Consider the following 20,097-nt stretch of genomic DNA (forward strand, 5'->3'; position numbering starts at 1 on the left):
CACATGGCGCAAGCCCAAGTGATCGCAGACGACCGGGCGTTCACCCCGGTGATCATCGACGTCGAAGTCAATGGCACGGCAGAGGGGCCTGCACGCTCTGCGCTCCGGCACGGGGGCAAGCTGCTTTTCAGCCGCGCCGACTTGCAGGCGTGGCGCGTCATCGTTCCCGCCCAGGCGACGGCCGTGGTCGAGGGGGCCGATTACTACGACCCCGCTGCGTTGCCCAATGGCAGCGTGGCGCTGGAAGAAAGCACGCAGACGGCGCAAGTGCGCTTGCCCGTGACGGCATTCGTGGCCAACGCGCTCACCGGCAAGGCCGCGAACCGGCCGTCACCGACGCCTTCCGTCAATGCCGCTTTCGTCAACTACAGCATGGCGCTGCAGCACGACAGCAACGGCACTGCTGCATCGGGGCTGCTCGACAGCACGGTTTCCGGCAATTGGGGGTTGCTGGCGAACAGCGTGCTCGTTGGGCAATCGGCCTATCAGAACGCGACGGGCCTTTCGTCGCTGAGCAAGATGGTCCGGCTCGACAGCTACTACCGCTACGACGATCCGGATCGTCTGACACGGCTGACGGTCGGCGACGCCATCACGCAGAACGCCGCGTGGTCCACGCCGTCGCGCTTCGCTGGGGTGCAGTTCGGCACCCAGTTCGGCCTGAGCCCCGGGTACATCAGCTATCCGGTGCCGTCGCTCACGGGCGGATCGGCCGTCGCGTCGACGCTCGAAGCCTATGTGAACAACACGCTGCACTATCAGGGGCAGGTTGATTCGGGCCCGTTCTCGCTGAGCAACGTGCCGGTGCTTACGGGGGCCGGCGAGATGAGCTTCGCGGTGTCCGATGCATTGGGCGTGCGGCGCACCGTCACGACGCCTTACTACGTGAGCACGAATCTGCTGCGCGCGGGCTTGTCGGACTACTCGGTCAATGTGGGGTGGAGCCGCCTCAACTATGGCCTTCAGAGCAACGACTATGGCAGCCCGTTTGCAGCCGGCAACTGGCGCCGCGGACTCAGCGAGACAGCCACCCTGGAACTGCATGGCGAGGCCGGCGCGCAGGTTCAGGTCGCCGGCGCCGGCCTGACCTGGGTGTGGGCGCCGCTGGGAGAGTTTGGGCTGCACGGCGCGGCCAGTCGCTCGCAGGACGCGGGCAGCGGAAGGCTCGGGCGTGTTTCGTTCGCACACATCGCTCCCGAGTGGAGCTTCTCGGCAAGCCGGCAATCCGCCAGCGCAGGCTTCATGCAGGTCGCCTGGCTGGACAGCCAGACGCACACGACCGGGCAGACGCAGCTGTTCCTGGGGCGATCCCTTGGCCGCAGCTATGGCAGCCTGGGCCTGGCCTACACGGCATTGCGCTACAGCGGTGGCGACGAGGCCAAAGTGCTGTCGCTCAACCATTCCATTCAGCTCGGGGCCGTGTTCCTGAACACCTATGTGGCGCGTACTGATTCGGGCACCACGGCGAATCGCCAGCGCGTTGCTTCGGTCGGCTTGATGCTGACCCTTCCGCTGGGCGACCGGCAGACCGCATCGGCCACGACCAGCCGGCAGAACGGAAAGAGCACCACCACGGTCGATGTCAGCCAGGCGACTCCGAGCGATGAGGGGCTGGGCTGGCGCGTCGTTGCCTCGAATGGCGAGACAAAACGCGCCCAGGCCGAGGCAACCTGGCGGACCCCCTATGCGAGCTTCAACGCGCAGGTCGTCGACCTCAACAAGGAAACCAGCGCCAGAGTGCTTGCCGAGGGCTCCCTGGGCTATACGTCGGGCATGTTCTTCGCGGCGCAATCGTCCAGCGACGGGTTCGCGCTGGTGACGGTGCCTGGCGCGGCCGGCATCAAGATCTACCGGGAGAACAACCTGGCGACGACGACCGACGGCGAGGGGCATGCCCTCGTGACCGGCCTGCGTGCCTATGAGCTGAACAAGATCAGCGTGGACAACGGCGATCTGCCGATCTCGGCGCAGGTGCGCTCCGATGTGCTGCAGGTCGTGCCGTCGTACAAGGGCGTTGCGGCGGCCACCTTCGACATTTCGCGCGACATGAGCGCCACCATGCAGATATTGCTGCCCGACGGCTCGCCGCTGCCGGCTGGCATCGACGTCACAGGCGAGAGCCGTCCGTCTCCGTTGATCACAGGCTACGGCGGCACGCTGCAACTCGATCGCCCCCGTGCGGGCGAACGCTTCGAGGCGAATTGGCGCACTGGCCATTGCAGTTTCACGGTCGGCCCCATTCCGACCACCGGCACGCTGCCACAAATCGGGCCCTACACATGCGAAACGATGCTTCCACCCACAGCGCGCTGATCTGGGCTGCCGGACTGATGATCGGCGCGCTGGCGACCATGTCGGCACATGCGTCATGCACGGGAACGGGGTTCGGGACGCCGACCTGCTCGGCCACCGTCAGCGCGACGGCCCTGAGCTTCGGAAGCTACAGCGCTGCCACGACGAGTGCCACCACGACGACCGGCACCATCACGGTGACGTCCACGCTTTCGGGGGGCGTCTTCGGAACCGACACCTTGGGCTATACGGTCAGCCTGAGTGCGGGGAATTCGGGAACGACCACAAGTCGCTACATGAGCTATGGCAGCTATACGTTGAACTACAACCTCTACACCAGTTCAACCTACGGGACGGTCTGGGCGACCAACACGGTGTCGGGCAGCGCGTCTGCCGCGATCACGTTTTCAAGCAAGACGGTAACCACCACCCACACGGTCTACGGCCGCCTGCCTGCCGGCCAATACACGGCTGCGCCAGGCAGCTATACCGACACCATCACGGTGACCGTGACCTACTAGTTGTTGTTTCCGGGGTTTTCGGCTCAGTGCACCAACACGGGCGTGTGGGCCAGCTCGGCGTAGCCTTCGAGCGTGTCTTCGACTTCTTCCTGGGTGGGGGTGTTGAGTTGCCAGGCGGCAATCTGCTGCTGGAACAGTTCGGCCCAGGAGCCGTCGAGGTACACCTCCTTGCCCGAACGCTTGTCCACGATCTCGAAGCCGTGGCGCTCCAGAACCGGCACATTCGGCTGCGCGGGCTCGTCGCCTTCATTGGGCTGCACGTGGACTACGACGAAAGACTCCGAGTCATAAAGCATGTTCATGGCGGGCCCTGTGAGTATGTCGATGGCGTTCATGAGGTTTAGATAGCAATCAACGCGCCAGTTTCAAGATAGGTTGTCTATTTGTAAAACCAACAGGCTAATCGGCATATCTCCAGGACCTTTTGCTTCGATAGTGTGACTTTCTCCTCAATTTGAGGGTCCCGCGGGTAGGGGTTTGCGCAATTGGGCGTCAGCGAAGTCGCCGTTTGCCTCCGTCTGCCTGATGCGCACGGGCAGATAGCCGTACGCTGGCGCAAGCCAGAGTTCCAGTTTTCTATCGAAATCCCGGCGCGGGTTGCGGGTGAGCTTGCGCGCGGTGAATTCGCCGGCCGGGAGGGCAATCTTTTCCTCGTCGCCGACCACGAAGACCCAGACGTCGGCATCGCGCGGCCCCACGGTCTGGACCGAAATCCGGGTGCCTGCCGGATAGCGGTCCGGGCTGGCCGCCAGCAGGCCGCCGAGCTGCATCATGACGCTCATGCGGTCCTGCGCGCCGGCCAGCAGGGGCACGGGAGGCGTGTTGTTGCTGAACACGATCTGCCCCTGATCGCGCACGAAATGCGACGCCACCTCGGCCTTGCGGCTTTCGGAGTACCGCTCGGGCTCGAGGCCGGAGGGACCGATGCGGCCGGTGCTGTGCCAGTTGAGCAGGGTGAAGAACACCGCCTTGAGCGTCAGCCGCCCGTCGTAGCGGCTGCCATCCTGCAGCCAGACCAGTTCACCGAACACGCCCCGCTGCGGGGAGGCTCCCACTTGGCCGGTGGCTTCGAAATCGAGCGTGACCGAACCGGGGATCCTCAGCGCCTGCGTGCCGGCGATGGTGCCCGAGGCTTCGCTGCCGCCGGCCGCCTTGGTGCCGCTGCCCGTGCCGCCGGCAGGGGAAGACGCACCGGCCGGGGCGCTGGCGGCTGCCTCGGGCGGTGCTGCTCCTGAATCGGGAGCAGCCTGGGCCGTCAGATCGGGTGTTTCCGGAGCAGGGGGCGCGGAAGCGTCTGGCTCCGGCGCTGGCGTAACGGCCGCAGGAGCCAGCTTCGGCCGGGGCACCGACGGCTCGCGGGGGCGTCGCGGCTTGGGCGGTGGCGCTGGCTTGGCTTCCGCCGGGGCGGCAGCCGGCGCCGCGGGCTTTTCAGAAGCCGGTGGCGCAATCACGATCGTCCGCGTGCTGAACTTGCTCGCCAGCGGCGAGGGTTCCGGCCCGATGGCCGCCGGCGCCAGCCCGAGCACCAGCAGGTGGATCAGCGCCACCAGCAGCGTCAGCCCGATCAGCACCCGCCACGACGGACGCCCGGGCAGGCCGGGAGGCAGCAGAGAAGAAGAGGGGGCGACGAGCGTCGACATCAGTGTGTGGAGTGAGGCGCCGGCCCAGAGGTTCACCAAGACCACCTCGGTACACTGCCGCCCGTTCAACCAGTTTAAGTGGGAGCGGCGCCCGGCCTCGTGCACGCGCCGTCTCCCGCGTCATCACGCACGCACCGCATCATGAAACTCGCCACCCTGAAGGACGGCTCGCGCGACGGCCAGCTCGTCGTTGTCTCGCGCGACCTCACGCTCGCCCACTACGCCACCGGCATCGCGAGCCGGCTGCAGCAGGTGCTGGACGACTGGGGCTTCATGAGCCCGCAGCTGCAGGACCTGTACGACACCCTCAACACCGGCCGCGCGCGCCACGCCTTTCCCTTCGATCCGTCGATGTGCATGGCCCCGCTGCCGCGCGCCTACCAGTGGGCCGACGGCTCGGCCTACATCAACCACGTCGAGCTGGTGCGCAAGGCGCGCAACGCCGAAGTGCCCGAGAGCTTCTACACCGACCCGCTGATGTACCAGGGCGGCAGCGACGACTTCCTCGGCCCGACCGACGACGTGATCGTGCCCAGCGAAGCCATGGGCATCGACTTCGAGGCCGAGATCGTCGTCATCACCGGCGACGTGCGCATGGGCGCCACGCCCGACCAGGCACTCGACGGCATCCGCCTCGTGATGCTGGCCAACGACGTGAGCTTGCGCAACCTGATCCCGGCCGAGCTGGCCAAGGGCTTCGGCTTCTTCCAGAGCAAGCCCGCCACCGCCTTCAGCCCCGTGGCCGTGACGCTCGACGAGATCGGCGAGGCCTGGCAGGACGGCCGCGTGCACCTCGCGCTGCAAAGCAGCTGGAACGGCCGCAAGGTCGGCATGTGCGATGCCGGCCCGGAGATGACCTTCCACTTCGGCCAGCTCATCGCCCACATCGCCAAGACGCGCAACGTGCGCGCCGGCAGCATCGTGGGCAGCGGCACCGTGAGCAACAAGGGCGTGGAGAAGAACGGCCACATGGACTGGCCCAAGGGCTACTCGTGCATCGCCGAGAAGCGCTGCATCGAAACCATCCAGACCGGCCAGCCGTATACCGATTTCATGAAGTTCGGCGACACCATCCGCATCGAGATGAAGGGGCTGGACGGGCGCTCGCTGTTCGGCGCGATCGACCAGGAAATCGTGTCGACGGCCGGGCGGCCGAAGGAGGCGCCGGTGTCGCTGGTGAAGCCTGCTGAGGCACAAGAAGAGACCGCGGAAGACTGAAGCCGCGTTTCAGCCCGGACCGGCGCCCCGCAGCAGTTCTTTCTGCGACCGTATCCCCAGCCGCCGGAACGCCCGGTACTGATGCGTGCGCACCGTCGTCAGCTCCACGCCGATCTCGCGTGCCGCCTCCTTCGCCGTCTTCCCAGCCATCAGGTGCCCGATGACCTCGCGCTCGCGCAGGCTCAGCCTCAGCAGCCGCGAGGCCAGCGCAGGCTCCACCGCTTCCCGCACGGCCACGGCGCTGCGGCCGTGCGCGGCGGTGGCTTCGGCCAGCAGCGTGGCGTGCGCCTCGATGCGCGCGAAGTCCTCCACACCGAACTCCGGCTGCGCGAGGCTGCGGTAGAAGCTCACCGCCACGCGCTGCCCCGTGGGCAGCAGCAACAGCACCGACGCGCGCTCGCGGATGCCGACATCGCCATAGCAGGCGGCGCGGTAGGCCGGGTCGGCCACTTCGTCGGCGTGCTGGTGGCCCAGCCATAGCTGCGCGCGCTTGGGCAGCTTGCGCGCCGCGAGCCAGGCCATGTTCGGGTCGAGCAGGTCGAAGCGCTGCGCCACATAGCGTTCGGTGGTGCGCTCGGCCGTGCTGCCGTAGCTGCTGGCCGCCGACACCGCCTCGATGCGGCCGGTGGCGTCGACCACGAACACGGTGCAGAAAGTCACCGGCATCACGCGTTGCATCGCCTTGAGATAGCTGGTCGCCAGATGCGGCGTGCCCACGCCGGAGAGCACGTCGCCGACGACGGCTGCGGCCAGCGCGGTGTCGGTGGGGTGGATGCGCCAGCGTCTCATGCGTGAGGAAAAAGAAGAGCGGTTCGGGTAAGTACCTCGTACGAAGTTATGACATTGCCGCGCCGCGCGCATCGGGACAATCCCGTCGAATGACGAACTCTCCCGATGCCGCCAGCGGCCCCGTGCCTCCACCGGCCAGCGCCACCGAACTGCCGCCGTCGGTCGGCGCCTTCCACTACACGCGCTACAAGCCCTGGACGCCGCCGCTCGAAGAAGGCGGCATCGAGCCCGGCCGCCATCCGGTGGTGATCGCAGGCGGCGGCCCGGTCGGCATGGCGCTCGCGCTGGGGCTCGCGAACCACGGCGTGCGCTGCGTGATCCTCGAAGCCGACGACACGGTGTGCGTGGGCAGCCGCGCGGCCTGCATCTCGCGGCGCAGCCTTGAAATCATGGAGCGGCTTGGCGTGCTGCCCGGTTTCATGGCCAAGGGCCTGCCGTGGACCGGCGGGCGCAGCTTCTACAAGACGGCCGAGGTGTTCCGCTTCGAGATGCCGCACGACGCGCAGCAAAAACTGCCGCCGATGATCAACCTCGAGCAGTACTACGCCGAGCACTACCTGCTGGAAGAAATCTTCCGCCGCAACGAGCAGACGCCGGGGCTCATCGACATCCGCTGGGGCACCGAGCTCACCGGCCTTGCGCAAGGCGATGAGGGCGTGACGCTCGACGTGCGCAACGCCGAAGGCAGCTACCGGCTGCACGGCCAGTGGCTCGCGGCCTGCGACGGCGGCCAGAGCTTCGTGCGCAAGGCGATGGGGCTCGCGCTCGAAGGCACGGGCTACGAAGGCCGCTACGTGATCATCGACATCGAGCTGCACAGCGGCCACCCGACCGAACGCCGCGCCTGGTTCGACCCGCCGTGGAACCCCGGCTCGACCGTGCTGATGCACCGCCAGCCCGACGACATCTGGCGCATCGACTACCAACTGCGCCCCGGCCAGAGCACCGAAGAAGCGCTGCAGCCGCCGGCCGTGGCCGAGTTCGTGCAGCGCCACCTCGACGCCATCGGCGAAGGCCACCTGCCGTGGAAGACGGTGTGGACCTCGGTCTACCGCGCCGGCGCGATGACGCTCGACAGCTACCGCCACGGCCGCGTCGTGTTCGCGGGCAACGCGGCGCATGCGATGCCGATCTTTGGCGTGCGCGGGCTCAACTCGGGCTTCGACGATGCGGACAACCTCGCGTGGAAGCTGGCGTTCGTCGCCAAGGGTTTTTCAGATGCGGCGCTGCTCGACTCGTACTCGCAGGAGCGCATTGCGGCCTTCCACGTGAACGCCGAGAACGCGATGCGCAGCACCGAGTTCATGTCGCCGCCGTCGCGCGGCTTCGACCTGCTGCGCGAGGCGGCGCTGTCGCTGTCGGAAGCGCATCGCGGCATTGCGCAGCTCATCAATCCACGCCAGACGCAGGCCGTGCGCTATGCCGATTCGCCGCTGTCGAGCGAAGGCGATGCGCTGCCGGCCGGCCCGCTGCCGGGCGAGGTGATGCCCGAGCATCAACTCGCGCAAGGCCACCTCACCGACTGGATCACGCCGACCTTCACGCTGCTGGTGCTGCGGCCCGACGTGGCCCCGCTGCCTGCAGCCGACATCGCGCAGGCACGGCAGGGCGCGTTGCCCTTCGTCGTGCGCAGCATCGCGAGCCCGGGCATCGACGGCGCAGACGCGCATGCATCGCCCGCTGTCTTCGAAGCGCTCGGCGCACAGGACGGCGCGGTCTACCTGCTGCGCCCCGACGGGCACGTGGCCGCGCGCTGGCATCGCGTGCCGCCCGGCGCCCTGCAACCTGCACTGGCCCGCGCGGCCCAGGAGTTCCCCGCATGACCACGACACCGCTGAACCCCGACGCCCGCGACCGCCTCTATGCCGAGTGCGCGCGCGCCATCACCGAGGCGGGCGCCGAGCGCGAATCGCTGTTCCTGGCGCGGCTCGCGCTGCTGCTGTTCGAGCAGGTCGGCGACGAGGCGCGCTGCCGCGCCGCGCTGGCCGATGCGTTGCACGCGCTGCCCGTACCATCGCTGTCCGCTTCCTGATTTCCGAACCAACTACAAACGACTGGAGACTGATCCATGGATCGCCGCACCCTTCTCGCCACGTTCGCTTCCGGCGCCGCCGTGGCTGCCACGCCTTTCGCCCATGCGCAGGAGTACCCCGCGCAGCTCATCAAGTGGGTCGTGCCCTATCCGGCGGGCGGCGGCACCGACGTGATCGCGCGCGTGCTGGCCGAATCGATGCGCCAGACGCTGGGCCAGCAGATCGTGGTCGACAACCGTCCGGGCGCCTCGACCAACATCGGCGCTGACCTCGTCGCCAAGAGCAAGCCCGACGGCTACACGATCCTCTCGGCCGACAACGCAGTGCTGGCCTTCAACGAGCACCTGTTCAGCAAGCTGCCGTTCAACCCCGAAAAAGACTTCACCTACATCGGCGCCATCGGCAAGTTTCCGCTCGCGCTGGTGGTGCACCCGGACTTCCCGGCGAAGAACTTCAAGGAGTTCCTGGCCTACGTGAAGGCCAACCCCGGCAAGGTCAACTACGCCTCGCCCGGCAACGGCTCGCCGCACCACCTGGCGATGGAAATGTTCAAGGTGCGCACCGGCACCTTCATCACCCACATTCCCTACCGCGGCGCGGCACCGGCCATGGCCGACGTGATGGGCGGGCAGGTGCCCTGCATGTTCCTCGACCTAGCCTCGGGCCTGTCGATCATGCAGAGCAACAAGGTGCGCGTGCTGGCCATCGGCTCGGGCGCGCGCAGCAAGCTGCTGCCCAACGTGCCGACGCTGGCCGAAGTGGGCGTGCCCAACACGGAGGTGTTCGCGTTCCAGGGCATCCTTGGCCCGGCCGGCCTGCCGCCCGCGGTGGTGAACAGGCTCAACGGCGACCTGAACAAGGCCTTCGGCACGCCGGCCGTGCAGAAGCGCTTCGAAGACTTCGGCATGGAAGCGATGCCGGGCTCGCCGGCGCAGTTCGCGGCGCTTTCGCGCGCGGAGTCGAAGCGCTGGGGCCCCATCATCAAGCAGGCTGGCATCAAGCTGGACTGATGCCCGCAGCGGGCGTTTGCCCTAGCGGGTAAACGCTTTCCGGGAGCCGTCTTCGAAGACTTCGTCGTCGCGCTGCAGTTCGCCGTTTTCGTCCCAGGTGCGCTCGCGCGTCACGCGGCCCTTGGCGTCGAAGCTCGACTCGGCCAGCAGCGTGCCCTTCTCGCTGAAGCGCTGGTGGGTGCCGACCGGAATCTGCCGGTTGCGGCCCGCGATCTCGTAGCGACCCAGCGCGGCGCGCTGGCCGCTGTCGTAGAACTCTGTGATCTCGACCGCGCGTGCGTCGCCGCTGCCGCTGTAGGTCGACTTGCTGCGCGGCTGGCCGTTGAGGTAGTAGCTGTCGTCGACGATCGGCTCGCCCGCGCTGTTCCAGCGCTGGTCGCGCACCAGCGTGCCTTTTTCGGAGAAGGCCTGCTCGCGTATGCGCACGCTCGCGCGCTCCACCAGCAGGAACACCGTCTCGCGGCGCTTGACGCCTTCCGATGAGTAGCTTTGCTCGGTGCGCTGGTTGCCCACGGTTTCGTCGAGCGCGGAGGTCTTGCCGTTATCGTAGAAGCTCTGCGAACGCACCCGCTTGCCGGACACGAACGAAAGCCGCGAGCGCAGGTTGCCGCGCGCGTCGAACAGCTCGACCTGCGACGGGCCGGTGCCCGTGAAGCCGCAGAGCTTGGCGTCGTCCACCACCGGCGCCAGCGTGGGGGCGTCGGCGCAGCGCAGGGCCGAGAGCTGGCCGCTCTCGGTGAATTCGACCGACGCGCGTTCGCTGCCACTGCCGGTGTCGGGATAGAAGATGGCGCGCCGCAGCTTGCCGTCGGGGTAGAAGTTGCGCACCAGCCCGCGCTCCTGGCCGTCGTCGTAGGTGGCGTCGCGCAGCACGCGGCCCGTGGGCGAGAACTCGCGGGCGCGGCCGTGCAGGTTGCCCTTGGCGTTGAGGCTGTGCTCCTTGGCGAGCTTGCCCTTCTCGTAGATGCGCACCAGGCCCATCGACACGCCGTTCTGGATCTGCTCTTCGCGCTGCAACTCGCCGGTTGCGTGGTCCTTGCAGCGCAGCAGGCCGGTCTTGCCGGCGGTGCTGCTGCCGTTGGCGGGGTTCACGCTGCGGCCGTTGAGCTCGCAGTCGAGCTGGGCATGCGCCGCCGTGGCACAGAGGAGTGCGAAGAGTGCGGCGGCGCCGCGAGGGGCGATCCGGCGCGGGGTCATTTCACTTGTCGTACAGCGTTTCGAGGGAGCGGAAGCCCTTGATCTCGATCGGGTTGCCGAACGGGTCGAAGAAGAACATCGTCCATTGCTCGCCCGGCTGGCCCTCGAAGCGCACCTGCGGCTTCAGCACGAACTCGGTGCCGGCGGCTTCGAGCCGCGCGGCCATTGCCTGCCAGTCGGGCAGGGCCAGCGCGAGGCCGAAGTGCGGCATTGGCACCATCACGTCGCCGACGCGGCCGGTGCGGGCAGTGGCGAAGGGTTCGCCGAGGTGGAGGGAAATCTGGTGGCCGAAGAAGTCGAAGTCGACCCAGGTGTCGGTGCTGCGGCCTTCGGCGCAGCCGAGCACGTCGCCATAGAAGCGGCGGGCGCCGTCGAGGTCGCGAACATTGAAGGCAAGGTGGAAGATGCTCTGCATGGTTTCGGATTATGGGCAGCGGTGCTGTGAGAATGCCGGACTTTCTTTCATCGTGGAGCAAGCCTTGCGGATACTCCGGAGTCTCGTTGCGCGGATGCGCGACATCCTCTCTGTTCTTCCTTCCGCGCCGGATTTCCGGCGCATGCCGCGCCGCATCCTGGTTGGCGCGTGCTGTGCGTTCAGCTTCGCTGCGGCGCATGCCGCCTGCCCGCCATCGGCCATCGCCAGCCTCGAAAAGCCCGGCATCGGCCTGCGCAACGGCGTCGACCGCGGAGTGCTCTGGCGCATCGAGCGCGACGGGCGCACCTCGTGGCTCTACGGCACCATCCACGTCGGCCGCGGCGACTGGGTGCGGCCCGGCCCGACCATCCAGAAGGCGCTGACGCAGAGCGACACCCTCGCGCTGGAGCTCGACCTGCGCGACGAGGCCACCGCCCGCGCCATGGCCCGGCCGGCCGACCCGGAGCTGCTGGCGCGAATGCTCAGCGGCGAGCGCGCCCGCCGGCTGGAGCGCCAGAACTCTGAAGCCTGCGTGCCGCCGGGTTCGCTGTCGAAGCTGCAGCCGATCCTGCAGGTCACGGCGCTGGCCGGGCTGGCGGGGCGAGCCGACGGGCTGTACCCGGAATTCGGCGTGGACGAAACGCTGGCGGTCTCCGCCCGCAACAGCAGCAAGCCGATCGTCGCGCTCGAAAACGCGGCTGACCAGCTGAAGGTGTTGACTGGCGAATCCGAAGCCGAAGAGACCGAGCAGGTCGATGCAGCGCTCGACGAGCTGGAGTCCGGCAAGCTGCGCGGCCAACTCAAGGAACTGGCCGACGTCTGGGCGCGCAGCGACGCGGCCCGGCTCGCCCGCTATCCCGAGTGGTGCGACTGCCTCAAGACGCCCGCCGAGCAGCGACTGATGAAGCGCCTGCTCGACGACCGCAACCCGAACCTGGCCGACGGCATCGAGCGCCTGCATGCCGGCGGCAAGGGCGTGTTCGCGGCGGTGGGCGCGCTGCACATGATCGGCCCGCAGGGGCTGCCCACGCTGATGGCGGCGCGCGGCTTCACCGTGACGCCGGTGCTGACCAACGCGCAGGCGCAGACGGCACAGCCGATGCCCGCGCTCGCGGCGCCTTCGCCGGCGCCGAGGGCCGTGCGCGGCGGCAAGGCCGTGAAGGGCCAACGCGGGCAGGCGGTGCAGAAGGGCGGTAAATCGACGAAGGCGGCACCCGCCGCCAGGGGCGCCAAGGCCCCCGCCAAAGCGCCAGCCAAGGCCGCGGCCCCTGCCGCCAAGGGCAAAGTGCGCAGATAATCGCCCGCCATGCACGCGCTGCGAACCCACACCCGCTTCATCGGCCTCGTCGGCCGCTGGGTGTTGCTGTGGTTCGTGATGTCGCTGGGCGTGGCGGTGGCGTCGCCGCTGGTGAACCCACAGCCGATGGAGCTGGTGTGCTCCAGCGCCGGCTCGATCAAGGTGGTGGTGCACACCGAAGACGGCGCGCAGGAAATGGGCGCCTCGCACATGGACTGCCCGCTGTGCGTGCTGACCGGCGCGCCGCCGCCGGCCATGGCTGTTCCGGTTTTCGATCTTCCCTTGCCGCTGGGCCGCGTGGTCCAGTCCATTCCCGCCGCGCGCCTGGCCGCGGCCACCGCGGCGCCGCTACCGGCGCGAGGGCCCCCGACTTTCTCCTGACGCTCTCAAAACCATAGCCGCATACGCACGACCGACGTGCGTTTCGGCCTGTCTGGCTTGAAGTTTCGTGGAGAAGGTTCCTCTTGAAAAAGCATTCCCGCGCCCTGGCGATCGCCATGGCATTCCCCCTTGGTGCGCCTGCGCTGGCGCAGCAGCAGCCCGCCGATGCGCCTGAAAGCGGCACCAGCGGCCGTTCGCTCAGCACCGTCACCGTGAGCGGCGGCCGGCCGACCTCGCTGCCGGCGCAGATCCCCACCACCATCGAAGGCGTGACGCACGACCAGATCGTCGAAACCGTCAACGCCACCGACAGCGAAGACGCGCTCAAGTACCTGCCCAGCCTGGTCGTGCGCAAGCGCTACATCGGCGACTTCAACCATGCCGTGCTCGCCACCCGCGCCTCGGGCACGGGCAACAGCGCGCGCTCGATGGTCTATGCCGACGGCATCATGCTGTCGAACCCGCTGGGCAACGGCGCCACCTACGCGCCGCGCTGGGGCATGGTGTCGCCGGAAGAAATCGAGCGGGTCGACGTGCTCTACGGGCCGTTTTCGGCTGCGTACCCGGGCAACTCGGTGGGCGCGGTGGTCGATTACGTGACGCGCATGCCCACGCAGCTGGAGGCGCACGTCAAGCTCAGCGGCTTCGTGTCGAATTTCGATCTTTACAACAGCCATTCCTCCCCGGCCGGCCAGCAGCTCGACCTGTCGCTGGGTAGCCGCAGCGGCGACTGGTCGTGGTGGCTCAGCGCCTCGCGCACCCACAGCAAGGGACAGGCGCTGGTGTTCGGCAACCGGCTGGTGAGCGCGGGCACGGTCGGCAGCGCTGGCACGCCCGTGACTGGCGCGGTGCCGGGGCTGAACCCGTCGAACCAGCCCTGGTGGTTGGTGGGCGGCTCCACCATCTACGACACCACGCAGGAGCAGGCCAAGCTCAAGGTGGCGTACGACTTCTCGCCCACTGTGCGCGCCACCTACACGCTGGGCGCGTGGAACAACACCACGCACGGCAGCGTCGACACCTACTTGCGCGATGCCCTTGGGCGGCCGGTGTACGGCGGGCGCGTGAACATCGGCGGACGCACCTACAACCTCGATTCGCCGAGCGCCGCGCTCGCACCGACCGAGACCGCGCTCACGCACTACATGCACGGCCTCTCGGTGAAGAGCCACACCGGCGGCGTGTTCGACTGGGAGGTGGCGGCGAGCCTGTTCGACTATTCGAGCGATACCTCGCGCACGCCCACCACGCCGCTGCCTGGCGCCTTCAGCGGCGGCCCGGGTCGCACCACCGACATGGGCGGCTCCGGCTGGAACACATTCAAGGCGGCAGGCACCTGGCGGCCCACCGGCTCGGCCGAAGGGGTGGGCGCGCACGTGGTCGACTTCGGCTTCCAGCAGGACACGGCGCGCCTGCGCACCAGCGTCGGCAACACGCTCGACTGGATCAACGGATCGCCCGTCACGCCGTTCTCGGCCTTCAACGGCAACACCCGGCTGCAGTCGCTCTACGTGCAGGACACCTGGCGCTTTGCAAAAGACTGGAAGACGACGCTCGGCCTGCGCCACGAACGCTGGGAAGCCTATGGCGGCCAGCTCGGCAACGCGGCCACGCTGCTGAACTTTGCGCCGCGCAAGAACAGCTACGACTCGCCCAAGGCCGCCATCGCCTGGCAGGCCACGTCCGACTGGCTCCTCAAGGCCTCGACCGGCCGCGCGGTGCGCATGCCGACGGTAAGCGAGCTCTACCAGGGCTCGATCAGCGGCAACCAGATCATCAACACCAACCCGAACCTGCGCCCCGAGCGCTCGTGGACCACCGAGCTCAGCGCTGAGCGCGACCTGAAGGGCTGGGGGCTCGACGGCGTGCTGCGCACCACGCTGTTCTTCGAGAACACGAAGGACGCGCTCTACACGCAGGCCCTCACCAATCTCGTGAGCACGGTGCAGAACGTCGATGCCATCCGTACGCGCGGGCTTGAAGTGGCGATGAACGCGGTCGACGTGGGTGTGCGGGGGCTCGATCTCGGCGGCAGCCTCACGCTGACCCGCTCGAAGATCACCGCCAACAGCGGCTTTCCCGCCAGCGTGGGCCACGACCAGCCGCGCGTGCCGAAGGTGCGCGCCACGCTGCTCGCCACCTACCGGCCGGATGCCAACTGGAGCTACACCGTCGGCGCGCGCTACAGCGGCAAGCAGTACGGCACGCTCGACAACAGCGACCCCAACGGCGCCGCGTACATGGGCTTCTCGAAGTTCTTCGTGGTCGACGCGCGCATTCGCTACCGGATCGACAAGCAATGGAGCGCCTCCTTCGGCATCGACAACCTGAACAACAACAAGTACTGGGCCTTCCACCCATACCCGCAACGCACCTACGTGGCCGAACTCAAGTTCGACCTTTGACTCTTTCACTCCAACTGCAAGGACACGACATGAACAAGACTTCGATGGCCACCCTCAAGACTGCGGCTGCCTGCGCCATGCTGGCGGGCGCGGGCGCCGCCGTGGCGCACGTCACCCTGCCGCCGGGCGGCGCCACCGTGGGCAGCGACTACAACGCCGCCTTCCGTGTGGGCCATGCCTGCGAAGGCGCCAAGGCCACCACTGGCCTCGCCGTGCGCCTGCCCAAGGGCTTCGTGCTGAGCGACGCGCAGGAGCGCAAGGGCTGGAAGCTCGACGTGCAGAAGAGCGCAAAGGGCGGTGATGGCGAAGTGCGCTGGACGGCAGAGAAGCCCGAGAACGCGCTGCCCGGCAGCGAGCGCGCCGAGTTCGTGCTGCGCGGCAAGGTGCCTGCCACGCCCGGCACGCTGTGGTTCAAGGTGCTGCAGACCTGCGACACCGGTGTGGCCGACTGGGCCGAGGTGCCGGCCTCGGGCAGCTCGACCGCCGGCCTGAAGAGCCCGGCCGCGAAGCTCAACGTGGTGGCGCAGGGCGTGGCCACGGTCGACGTGCGCGACGGCTGGGTGCGCCAGTCGGTGCCGGGCCAGAGCGGCACCGGCGCCTTCATGAAGCTCACCGCGCCCACCGGCACGAAGCTGGTGAGCATCTCCACCCCGGCTGCCGGCATTGCCGAAGTGCACGAGATGAAGATGGAAGGCGACACCATGAAGATGCGCGAACTGGCCGGCGGCCTCGACCTGCCCGCGGGCCAGACCGTCGAGCTCAAGCCCGGCGGCTACCACGTGATGATGATGGACCTGAAGGGCGCGCTGGCCAAAGGCGCGACTGTGCCGATGACGCTGAAGTTCGAGGACGCCAAGGGCGTGAAGACCGCGCTGGACGTGACGCTGCCGGTGGGTGCGCCCGAAGGTGCCGATGCTGCCGGAGCGGCGCACCAGCACAAGCACTGACGGCGTCTACAGAAGCTGGTCGGGCGCCAGCGGCCCGAAGAGCTTGAGCAGCAGCCGCAGCGTGGCGCTGGTATCGGGCTCCGTGGTGGCGTCTTTCAGGCCGCTGCCTTCGGGCGCGCGCCATACCAGCGAGCCGTCGACCAGCTCGACATGCCACGAGCGCTCGCGCATGCCGCGCTCGATCTGCTCGGAAGCGGCGCGCGAGAGCTCGTTGCTGCGGATCAGCAGTGCGATTTCGGTGTTCTGCAGTTGCGAGCGCAGGTCGAGGTTCATCGAGCCGACCACCAGCAGCCGGCCGTCCATCACCAGCACCTTGGAGTGCAGCATGGCGCGCGATTCTCCGGTGGCGCTGCTGCCGCCCGAGGAGCCGAAGACATTGCCGAAGCTCGTCTGCTCGCTGCGCAGCTCGTAGAGCTCGATGCCCATCCTGAGCAGCTCCTTGCGGTGGCGCGCATAGCCCACGTGCGCCACCGGCGCGTCGTTCGAGGCCAGCGAGTTGGTCAGCACGCGGATGCGCACGCCTCGGGTGCGGGCTGTGGAAAAGGCCTGCAGCATGTCCTTTCCGGGCACGAAGTAGGGCGAGATGACGACCAGGTCGGCGCGCGCCTGGCCGATCAGCTGCAGAAGGCCTTCGACCACGGTGTCGCCGCCGGCGGCCAGGTCGGACGCGGCTGTCAGCGAGGCCGCACCGGGCGAGGTGCCGGCCTTGTCGTTGGGCTGGCTGACCACGAGGCCTGGCGCCTTCGCGCTTTCGGGGCCCGAGTCGGCGGGGATCTTGCCGGGCTTGTCGGCCAGCATCGCGGCCGGCGCCCAGACGAAGGTGGCGGTGCGCAGATCCAGCGGCTTCTCGTCCCACGCGCGGGCGCGCTGGGCGGCGGTGGGAGGCGCGTTGTCCGCATCTTTCTGTTCGCGGGCCGACTCTTCGGTCAACTCTTGGTCGGCTTTTCGGGCGCGGTCGCGCATGGCCTGCAGTTCCTCGCGCGTGACCAGCGACTGCACCGGGTAGGCGCGCTCGTTGTTCCAGTAGCTGTCGAAGCTGCGCGAGAGGTCTTGCACGATCGGGCCGGCCGCCAGCACGTCGACATCGACGAAGTTGCCGTTGGTCGCGTTGCCGAAATACGCATCGCCGAGGTTGCGCCCGCCCGTGACGCCGACCACGTTGTCGGCCAGGAACAGCTTGTTGTGCATGCGCTGCTGGATGCGCGAGGCGTCGTCGATCGAATTGAGCAGGCGGCTGAAGGTGGAGTTGCGCGAGCCGGCCAGCGGGTTGAACAGGCGCATCTCGATGTTCGGGATGAAGGCCAGGCCCAGCACCAGCGCGTCGCGGCCGGTGGTGTGGAAGTCGTCGAGCAGCACGCGCACCCGCACGCCGCGCTCGGCGGCCGAGCGCAGGCCGCGCAACAGGCGGCCGGTGCTGGCATCGGCGTGAATGGCGTAGTACTGCAGGTCCAGCGTCTTCTGGGCGCCCTCGATCAGCGCGAGCCGGCTGCCGTAGGCGGCCTGCGGACCGCCCAGGAGCAGGAAGCCGGATTCGTAGCGGGCCTTGTCGGCCTGCCGGCGCTGCTGCACCAGGTCGGCGAGAGCAGTGCCGGTGGCTGGCGAAGCGAGCGCGTTGGAGACGGGCCGGTCGACGTTCTGAGGCAGCTGTGCGCAGGCTCCGAGGATCAGCAGCGCCAGGAGCGCGGTGGATCGGCGCAAGAACGTCTGGAAGGAAGAAGGCATGCGGCTTTCCCGGGGCTTGGAGGGGTGAGCCGCATATATAGCCTAGTCGGCGCCCGCCCGGCGTCGGACGGGCGGACGACCGGAGCCGGTGGGTGTCAGCGTCCGGTGGTGAGTTCTTCCTGGCGCTCCAGGGCGGCGAGCAGTTCGTCGTCGATCCTGGCGTGGCGCTCGGCCAGTTCGGTGGCGCGCGACGCGTCGGTGGCGTAGATGGCGCCGCCGTCGAGTTCGAGCATTTCGGTGATGCGCGTCTGCTCGGCTTCGAGGGCTTCGATCTGGGTGGGGAGGGTGTCGAGCTCGCGCTGCTCTTTATAGGAGAGCTTCTTGCGGGCGCCTGCTGCCTTGGGGGCGGGGGCTTCCGCGGTCGGAGCGGATGCGGGTGCTGGCGTCGGGGCGGGGGCCGTGGCCGCGCGCTGCTCGGCGATCTCGCGGGCGCGCTTGGACTGGATCAGCCAGTCCTGCACGCTGCCTTCGTACTCGCGCCAGCTGCCGTCGCCTTCGTAGGCAATGGTGCTGGTGACCACGTTGTCGAGGAAGGTCCGGTCGTGGCTCACGAGGAACACGGTGCCGTCGTAATCCTGCAGCAGGTTCTCGAGCAGTTCCAGGGTGTCGATGTCGAGGTCATTGGTCGGCTCGTCGAGCACCAGCACGTTGGCCGGGCGCGCGAACAGGCGGGCCAGCAGCAGGCGGTTGCGCTCGCCGCCGCTGAGCGAGCGCACGGGGGAGTTGGCGCGCGCGGGGGAGAAGAGGAAGTCCGAGAGGTAGCTCTTGACGTGCTTCTTCTGGGAGCCGATCTCGATCCACTCGCTGCCGGGGCTGATGAAGTCTTCCAGCGTGGCGTCGAGGTCGAGCTTGTCGCGCATCTGGTCGAAATACGCCACCTGCAGGTTGGTGCCGCGGCGGATCTTGCCGCTGTCGGGTTCGAGCTCGCCCAGGATCAGCTTCAGCAGGGTCGTCTTGCCCGCGCCGTTGGGGCCGAGCAGGCCGACCTTGTCGCCGCGCAGGATGGTGCCGCTGAACTTGCGGATGACGGTTTTTTCACCGAAGGACTTGGTGGCCTCGGTGAGCTCGGCGACGATCTTGCCGCTGGACTGGCCGGAGGCCACGTCCATGTTGACGCTGCCTTGCACCTCCCGGCGGGCGACGCGGCTGGCGCGCAGTTCCTGCAGGCGGGTGATGCGGCTCTGGCTGCGGGTGCGGCGGGCTTCCACGCCCTTGCGGATCCAGATTTCTTCCTGGGCCAGAAGCTTGTCGGCCTTGGCGCTGATCACAGCCTCCTGGGCGAGCTGCTCTTCCTTCTGCAGCAGGTATTGCTCGAAGTTGCCGGGGTAGGAACCCAGCTTGCCGCGGTCCAACTCAACGATGCGGGTGGCGACGCGGTTCAGGAAGCTGCGGTCATGGGTGACGGTAACGACGCTGCCCTTGAAGTCGATCAGCAGCTGTTCGAGCCATTCGATGGAGTCGAGGTCCAGGTGGTTGGTGGGCTCGTCGAGCAGGAGGACGTCTGGCGCGGCCACCAGAGCCTGTGCCAGAGCGACGCGCTTGCGGGTGCCGCCGGAGAGAGAGCCGACGCGAGCGTCGCGATCGAGGTGCAGGCGGTGCAGCGTTTCTTCCACGCGCTGCTCCCAGTTCCAGGCGTCGAAGGCTTCGATCTGGGACTGGAGGGCGTCGAGGTCGAGGCCGTCCGCACCGGAGAGATAGAGATCGCGGATGGCAATGACGGGGGCCAGGCCCTGGCTGGCTGCGGTGAATACGTCCGCGTCCATGTCCAGCAGGGGTTCCTGGGCGACGTAGGCCACGCGGAGGTTCTGCTGCAACTGGAGAGTGCCATCGTCGGTCTTTTCTAGGCCGCCCAGTATCTTGAGCAGGGAAGACTTGCCAGCACCGTTGCGGCCGATCAGGCCAATGCGCTCTGATTCAAGAAGAGAAAAGTCCGCATGATCCAGCAGCGGGACGTGACCGAACGCCAGTTGAGCGTCGAGGAGTGTGATGAGTGCCATGTGGCGCGGATTATCGGAGGAGCCAATGACGGGGCCTTTCGGCAGGGGGATGGACTCTGTATGGAAGGAGCTCGAAGAGGCTCTTTTCAAGTTTCTTTTGGTCGGCCTTGTGGAGGCCCGAAACTGTCATATACTCGTGGGCTTCGCTGATGAATGCCTCTGGTGTTCGATGCAGTTGGTGCTTCTCTGGGGCGTTGATTGTTGGCGGTGAAGAAAGTCTTCGAAAGTTGACG

17 protein-coding genes are annotated in these 20,097 nt (G+C 67.9%); 10 read left to right on the forward strand and 7 right to left on the reverse strand.

All coding sequences use genetic code 11. The features are described from left to right. The first annotated feature begins 3 nt into the window (after positions 1-3). Positions 4-2,313, forward strand: a complete 2,310-nt coding sequence (locus ACSFBF_RS34850; protein ID WP_435474927.1) for a fimbria/pilus outer membrane usher protein — start codon at positions 4-6, stop codon at positions 2,311-2,313. Continuing rightward, positions 2,280-2,813 carry a spore coat protein U domain-containing protein gene (locus tag ACSFBF_RS34855; protein WP_435474929.1) on the forward strand — a complete coding sequence of 178 codons (534 nt, stop codon included), beginning with the start codon at positions 2,280-2,282 and terminating at the stop codon, positions 2,811-2,813. The genes ACSFBF_RS34850 and ACSFBF_RS34855 overlap by 34 nt, the downstream gene beginning before the upstream one ends. Before the next feature lie 23 nt (positions 2,814-2,836). On the opposite strand, the gene ACSFBF_RS34860 is transcribed toward ACSFBF_RS34855, so the two are convergent. Then, positions 2,837-3,115, reverse strand: a complete 279-nt coding sequence (locus tag ACSFBF_RS34860; RefSeq protein WP_042673834.1) for a BTH_I0359 family protein — start codon at positions 3,113-3,115, stop codon at positions 2,837-2,839. A gap of 147 nt (positions 3,116-3,262) precedes the next feature. Then, complete coding sequence (locus tag ACSFBF_RS34865) at positions 3,263-4,453, reverse strand: DUF3108 domain-containing protein (RefSeq protein WP_435474931.1); 1,191 nt, start codon at positions 4,451-4,453, stop codon at positions 3,263-3,265. Between the two features lie 141 nt (positions 4,454-4,594). Here ACSFBF_RS34865 and ACSFBF_RS34870 point away from each other — a divergent pair, with 141 nt between their 5' ends. Then, entirely contained in the window at positions 4,595-5,671 is a 1,077-nt protein-coding gene (locus ACSFBF_RS34870; RefSeq protein ID WP_435474933.1) for a fumarylacetoacetate hydrolase family protein, read from the forward strand. A 9-nt stretch (positions 5,672-5,680) separates the two neighbouring features. Here the strand turns inward: ACSFBF_RS34870 and ACSFBF_RS34875 are convergent, their stop codons facing one another. Then, positions 5,681-6,460 carry a helix-turn-helix transcriptional regulator gene (locus tag ACSFBF_RS34875; protein WP_435474935.1) on the reverse strand — a complete coding sequence of 260 codons (780 nt, stop codon included), beginning with the start codon at positions 6,458-6,460 and terminating at the stop codon, positions 5,681-5,683. Positions 6,461-6,549: 89 nt separating this feature from the next. Between ACSFBF_RS34875 and ACSFBF_RS34880 the strand changes: the two genes are divergently transcribed. Genes ACSFBF_RS34880 through ACSFBF_RS34890 form a run of 3 tightly spaced genes read left to right on the forward strand, consistent with a single transcriptional unit; the run spans position 6,550 to position 9,503 of the window. After that, entirely contained in the window at positions 6,550-8,283 is a 1,734-nt protein-coding gene (locus ACSFBF_RS34880) for an FAD-dependent monooxygenase (protein ID WP_435474937.1), read from the forward strand. After that, positions 8,280-8,492, forward strand: coding sequence for a DUF2783 domain-containing protein (locus tag ACSFBF_RS34885; RefSeq protein ID WP_093078924.1), 213 nt, complete (start codon positions 8,280-8,282; stop codon positions 8,490-8,492). Before ACSFBF_RS34880 ends, ACSFBF_RS34885 begins: the two co-directional genes overlap by 4 nt. Before the next feature lie 36 nt (positions 8,493-8,528). Next, complete coding sequence (locus tag ACSFBF_RS34890; protein ID WP_435474939.1) at positions 8,529-9,503, forward strand: Bug family tripartite tricarboxylate transporter substrate binding protein; 975 nt, start codon at positions 8,529-8,531, stop codon at positions 9,501-9,503. A gap of 21 nt (positions 9,504-9,524) precedes the next feature. Here ACSFBF_RS34890 and ACSFBF_RS34895 read toward each other — a convergent pair whose 3' ends face one another. Continuing rightward, positions 9,525-10,700, reverse strand: coding sequence for a toxin-antitoxin system YwqK family antitoxin (locus ACSFBF_RS34895; RefSeq protein ID WP_435474941.1), 1,176 nt, complete (start codon positions 10,698-10,700; stop codon positions 9,525-9,527). Position 10,701: 1 nt separating this feature from the next. Continuing rightward, complete coding sequence (locus ACSFBF_RS34900; protein ID WP_435474943.1) at positions 10,702-11,115, reverse strand: VOC family protein; 414 nt, start codon at positions 11,113-11,115, stop codon at positions 10,702-10,704. Positions 11,116-11,257: 142 nt separating this feature from the next. On the opposite strand from ACSFBF_RS34900, the gene ACSFBF_RS34905 reads away from it, so the two are divergent. The 4 genes from ACSFBF_RS34905 to ACSFBF_RS34920 all read left to right on the forward strand — a co-directional run bounded on the left by ACSFBF_RS34905 (position 11,258) and on the right by ACSFBF_RS34920 (position 16,145). Continuing rightward, the gene (locus ACSFBF_RS34905; RefSeq protein WP_435474945.1) at positions 11,258-12,412 is read left to right on the forward strand and encodes a TraB/GumN family protein; all 1,155 of its coding nucleotides are present in this window, start codon (positions 11,258-11,260) and stop codon (positions 12,410-12,412) included. 9 nt (positions 12,413-12,421) lie between these two features. After that, positions 12,422-12,793, forward strand: a complete 372-nt coding sequence (locus ACSFBF_RS34910) for a DUF2946 family protein (RefSeq protein WP_435474947.1) — start codon at positions 12,422-12,424, stop codon at positions 12,791-12,793. A gap of 116 nt (positions 12,794-12,909) precedes the next feature. Continuing rightward, positions 12,910-15,198, forward strand: a complete 2,289-nt coding sequence (locus tag ACSFBF_RS34915) for a TonB-dependent receptor (RefSeq protein WP_435474949.1) — start codon at positions 12,910-12,912, stop codon at positions 15,196-15,198. Positions 15,199-15,227: 29 nt separating this feature from the next. Next, entirely contained in the window at positions 15,228-16,145 is a 918-nt protein-coding gene (locus ACSFBF_RS34920; RefSeq protein WP_435474951.1) for a copper chaperone PCu(A)C domain-containing protein, read from the forward strand. A 6-nt stretch (positions 16,146-16,151) separates the two neighbouring features. Here ACSFBF_RS34920 and ACSFBF_RS34925 read toward each other — a convergent pair whose 3' ends face one another. Both ACSFBF_RS34925 and ACSFBF_RS34930 read right to left on the reverse strand, forming a co-directional pair. Continuing rightward, positions 16,152-17,867, reverse strand: a complete 1,716-nt coding sequence (locus tag ACSFBF_RS34925; protein WP_435474953.1) for a phospholipase D family protein — start codon at positions 17,865-17,867, stop codon at positions 16,152-16,154. 95 nt (positions 17,868-17,962) lie between these two features. After that, a complete protein-coding gene (locus ACSFBF_RS34930) occupies positions 17,963-19,864 on the reverse strand; it encodes an ATP-binding cassette domain-containing protein (protein WP_435474955.1) in 1,902 nt (633 codons plus the stop codon). Between the last annotated feature and the right edge of the window lie 233 nt (positions 19,865-20,097).

Origin of the sequence: Variovorax nivicola, assembly GCF_051216475.1 — a bacterium.
Lineage (GTDB): Bacteria > Pseudomonadota > Gammaproteobacteria > Burkholderiales > Burkholderiaceae_C > Variovorax.

Bases quoted from the DNA above. Each gene is read 5' to 3' on its own strand.
- ACSFBF_RS34850 (WP_435474927.1), top strand. From the start codon at position 4: ATGGCGCAAGCCCAAGTGATCGCAGACGACCGGGCGTTCACCCCGGTG.
- ACSFBF_RS34855 (WP_435474929.1), top strand. From the start codon at position 2,280: ATGCGAAACGATGCTTCCACCCACAGCGCGCTGATCTGGGCTGCCGGA.
- ACSFBF_RS34860 (WP_042673834.1), bottom strand. From the start codon at position 3,115: ATGAACATGCTTTATGACTCGGAGTCTTTCGTCGTAGTCCACGTGCAG.
- ACSFBF_RS34865 (WP_435474931.1), bottom strand. From the start codon at position 4,453: ATGTCGACGCTCGTCGCCCCCTCTTCTTCTCTGCTGCCTCCCGGCCTG.
- ACSFBF_RS34870 (WP_435474933.1), top strand. From the start codon at position 4,595: ATGAAACTCGCCACCCTGAAGGACGGCTCGCGCGACGGCCAGCTCGTC.
- ACSFBF_RS34875 (WP_435474935.1), bottom strand. From the start codon at position 6,460: ATGAGACGCTGGCGCATCCACCCCACCGACACCGCGCTGGCCGCAGCC.
- ACSFBF_RS34880 (WP_435474937.1), top strand. From the start codon at position 6,550: ATGACGAACTCTCCCGATGCCGCCAGCGGCCCCGTGCCTCCACCGGCC.
- ACSFBF_RS34885 (WP_093078924.1), top strand. From the start codon at position 8,280: ATGACCACGACACCGCTGAACCCCGACGCCCGCGACCGCCTCTATGCC.
- ACSFBF_RS34890 (WP_435474939.1), top strand. From the start codon at position 8,529: ATGGATCGCCGCACCCTTCTCGCCACGTTCGCTTCCGGCGCCGCCGTG.
- ACSFBF_RS34895 (WP_435474941.1), bottom strand. From the start codon at position 10,700: ATGACCCCGCGCCGGATCGCCCCTCGCGGCGCCGCCGCACTCTTCGCA.
- ACSFBF_RS34900 (WP_435474943.1), bottom strand. From the start codon at position 11,115: ATGCAGAGCATCTTCCACCTTGCCTTCAATGTTCGCGACCTCGACGGC.
- ACSFBF_RS34905 (WP_435474945.1), top strand. From the start codon at position 11,258: ATGCCGCGCCGCATCCTGGTTGGCGCGTGCTGTGCGTTCAGCTTCGCT.
- ACSFBF_RS34910 (WP_435474947.1), top strand. From the start codon at position 12,422: ATGCACGCGCTGCGAACCCACACCCGCTTCATCGGCCTCGTCGGCCGC.
- ACSFBF_RS34915 (WP_435474949.1), top strand. From the start codon at position 12,910: ATGGCATTCCCCCTTGGTGCGCCTGCGCTGGCGCAGCAGCAGCCCGCC.
- ACSFBF_RS34920 (WP_435474951.1), top strand. From the start codon at position 15,228: ATGAACAAGACTTCGATGGCCACCCTCAAGACTGCGGCTGCCTGCGCC.
- ACSFBF_RS34925 (WP_435474953.1), bottom strand. From the start codon at position 17,867: ATGCCTTCTTCCTTCCAGACGTTCTTGCGCCGATCCACCGCGCTCCTG.
- ACSFBF_RS34930 (WP_435474955.1), bottom strand. From the start codon at position 19,864: ATGGCACTCATCACACTCCTCGACGCTCAACTGGCGTTCGGTCACGTC.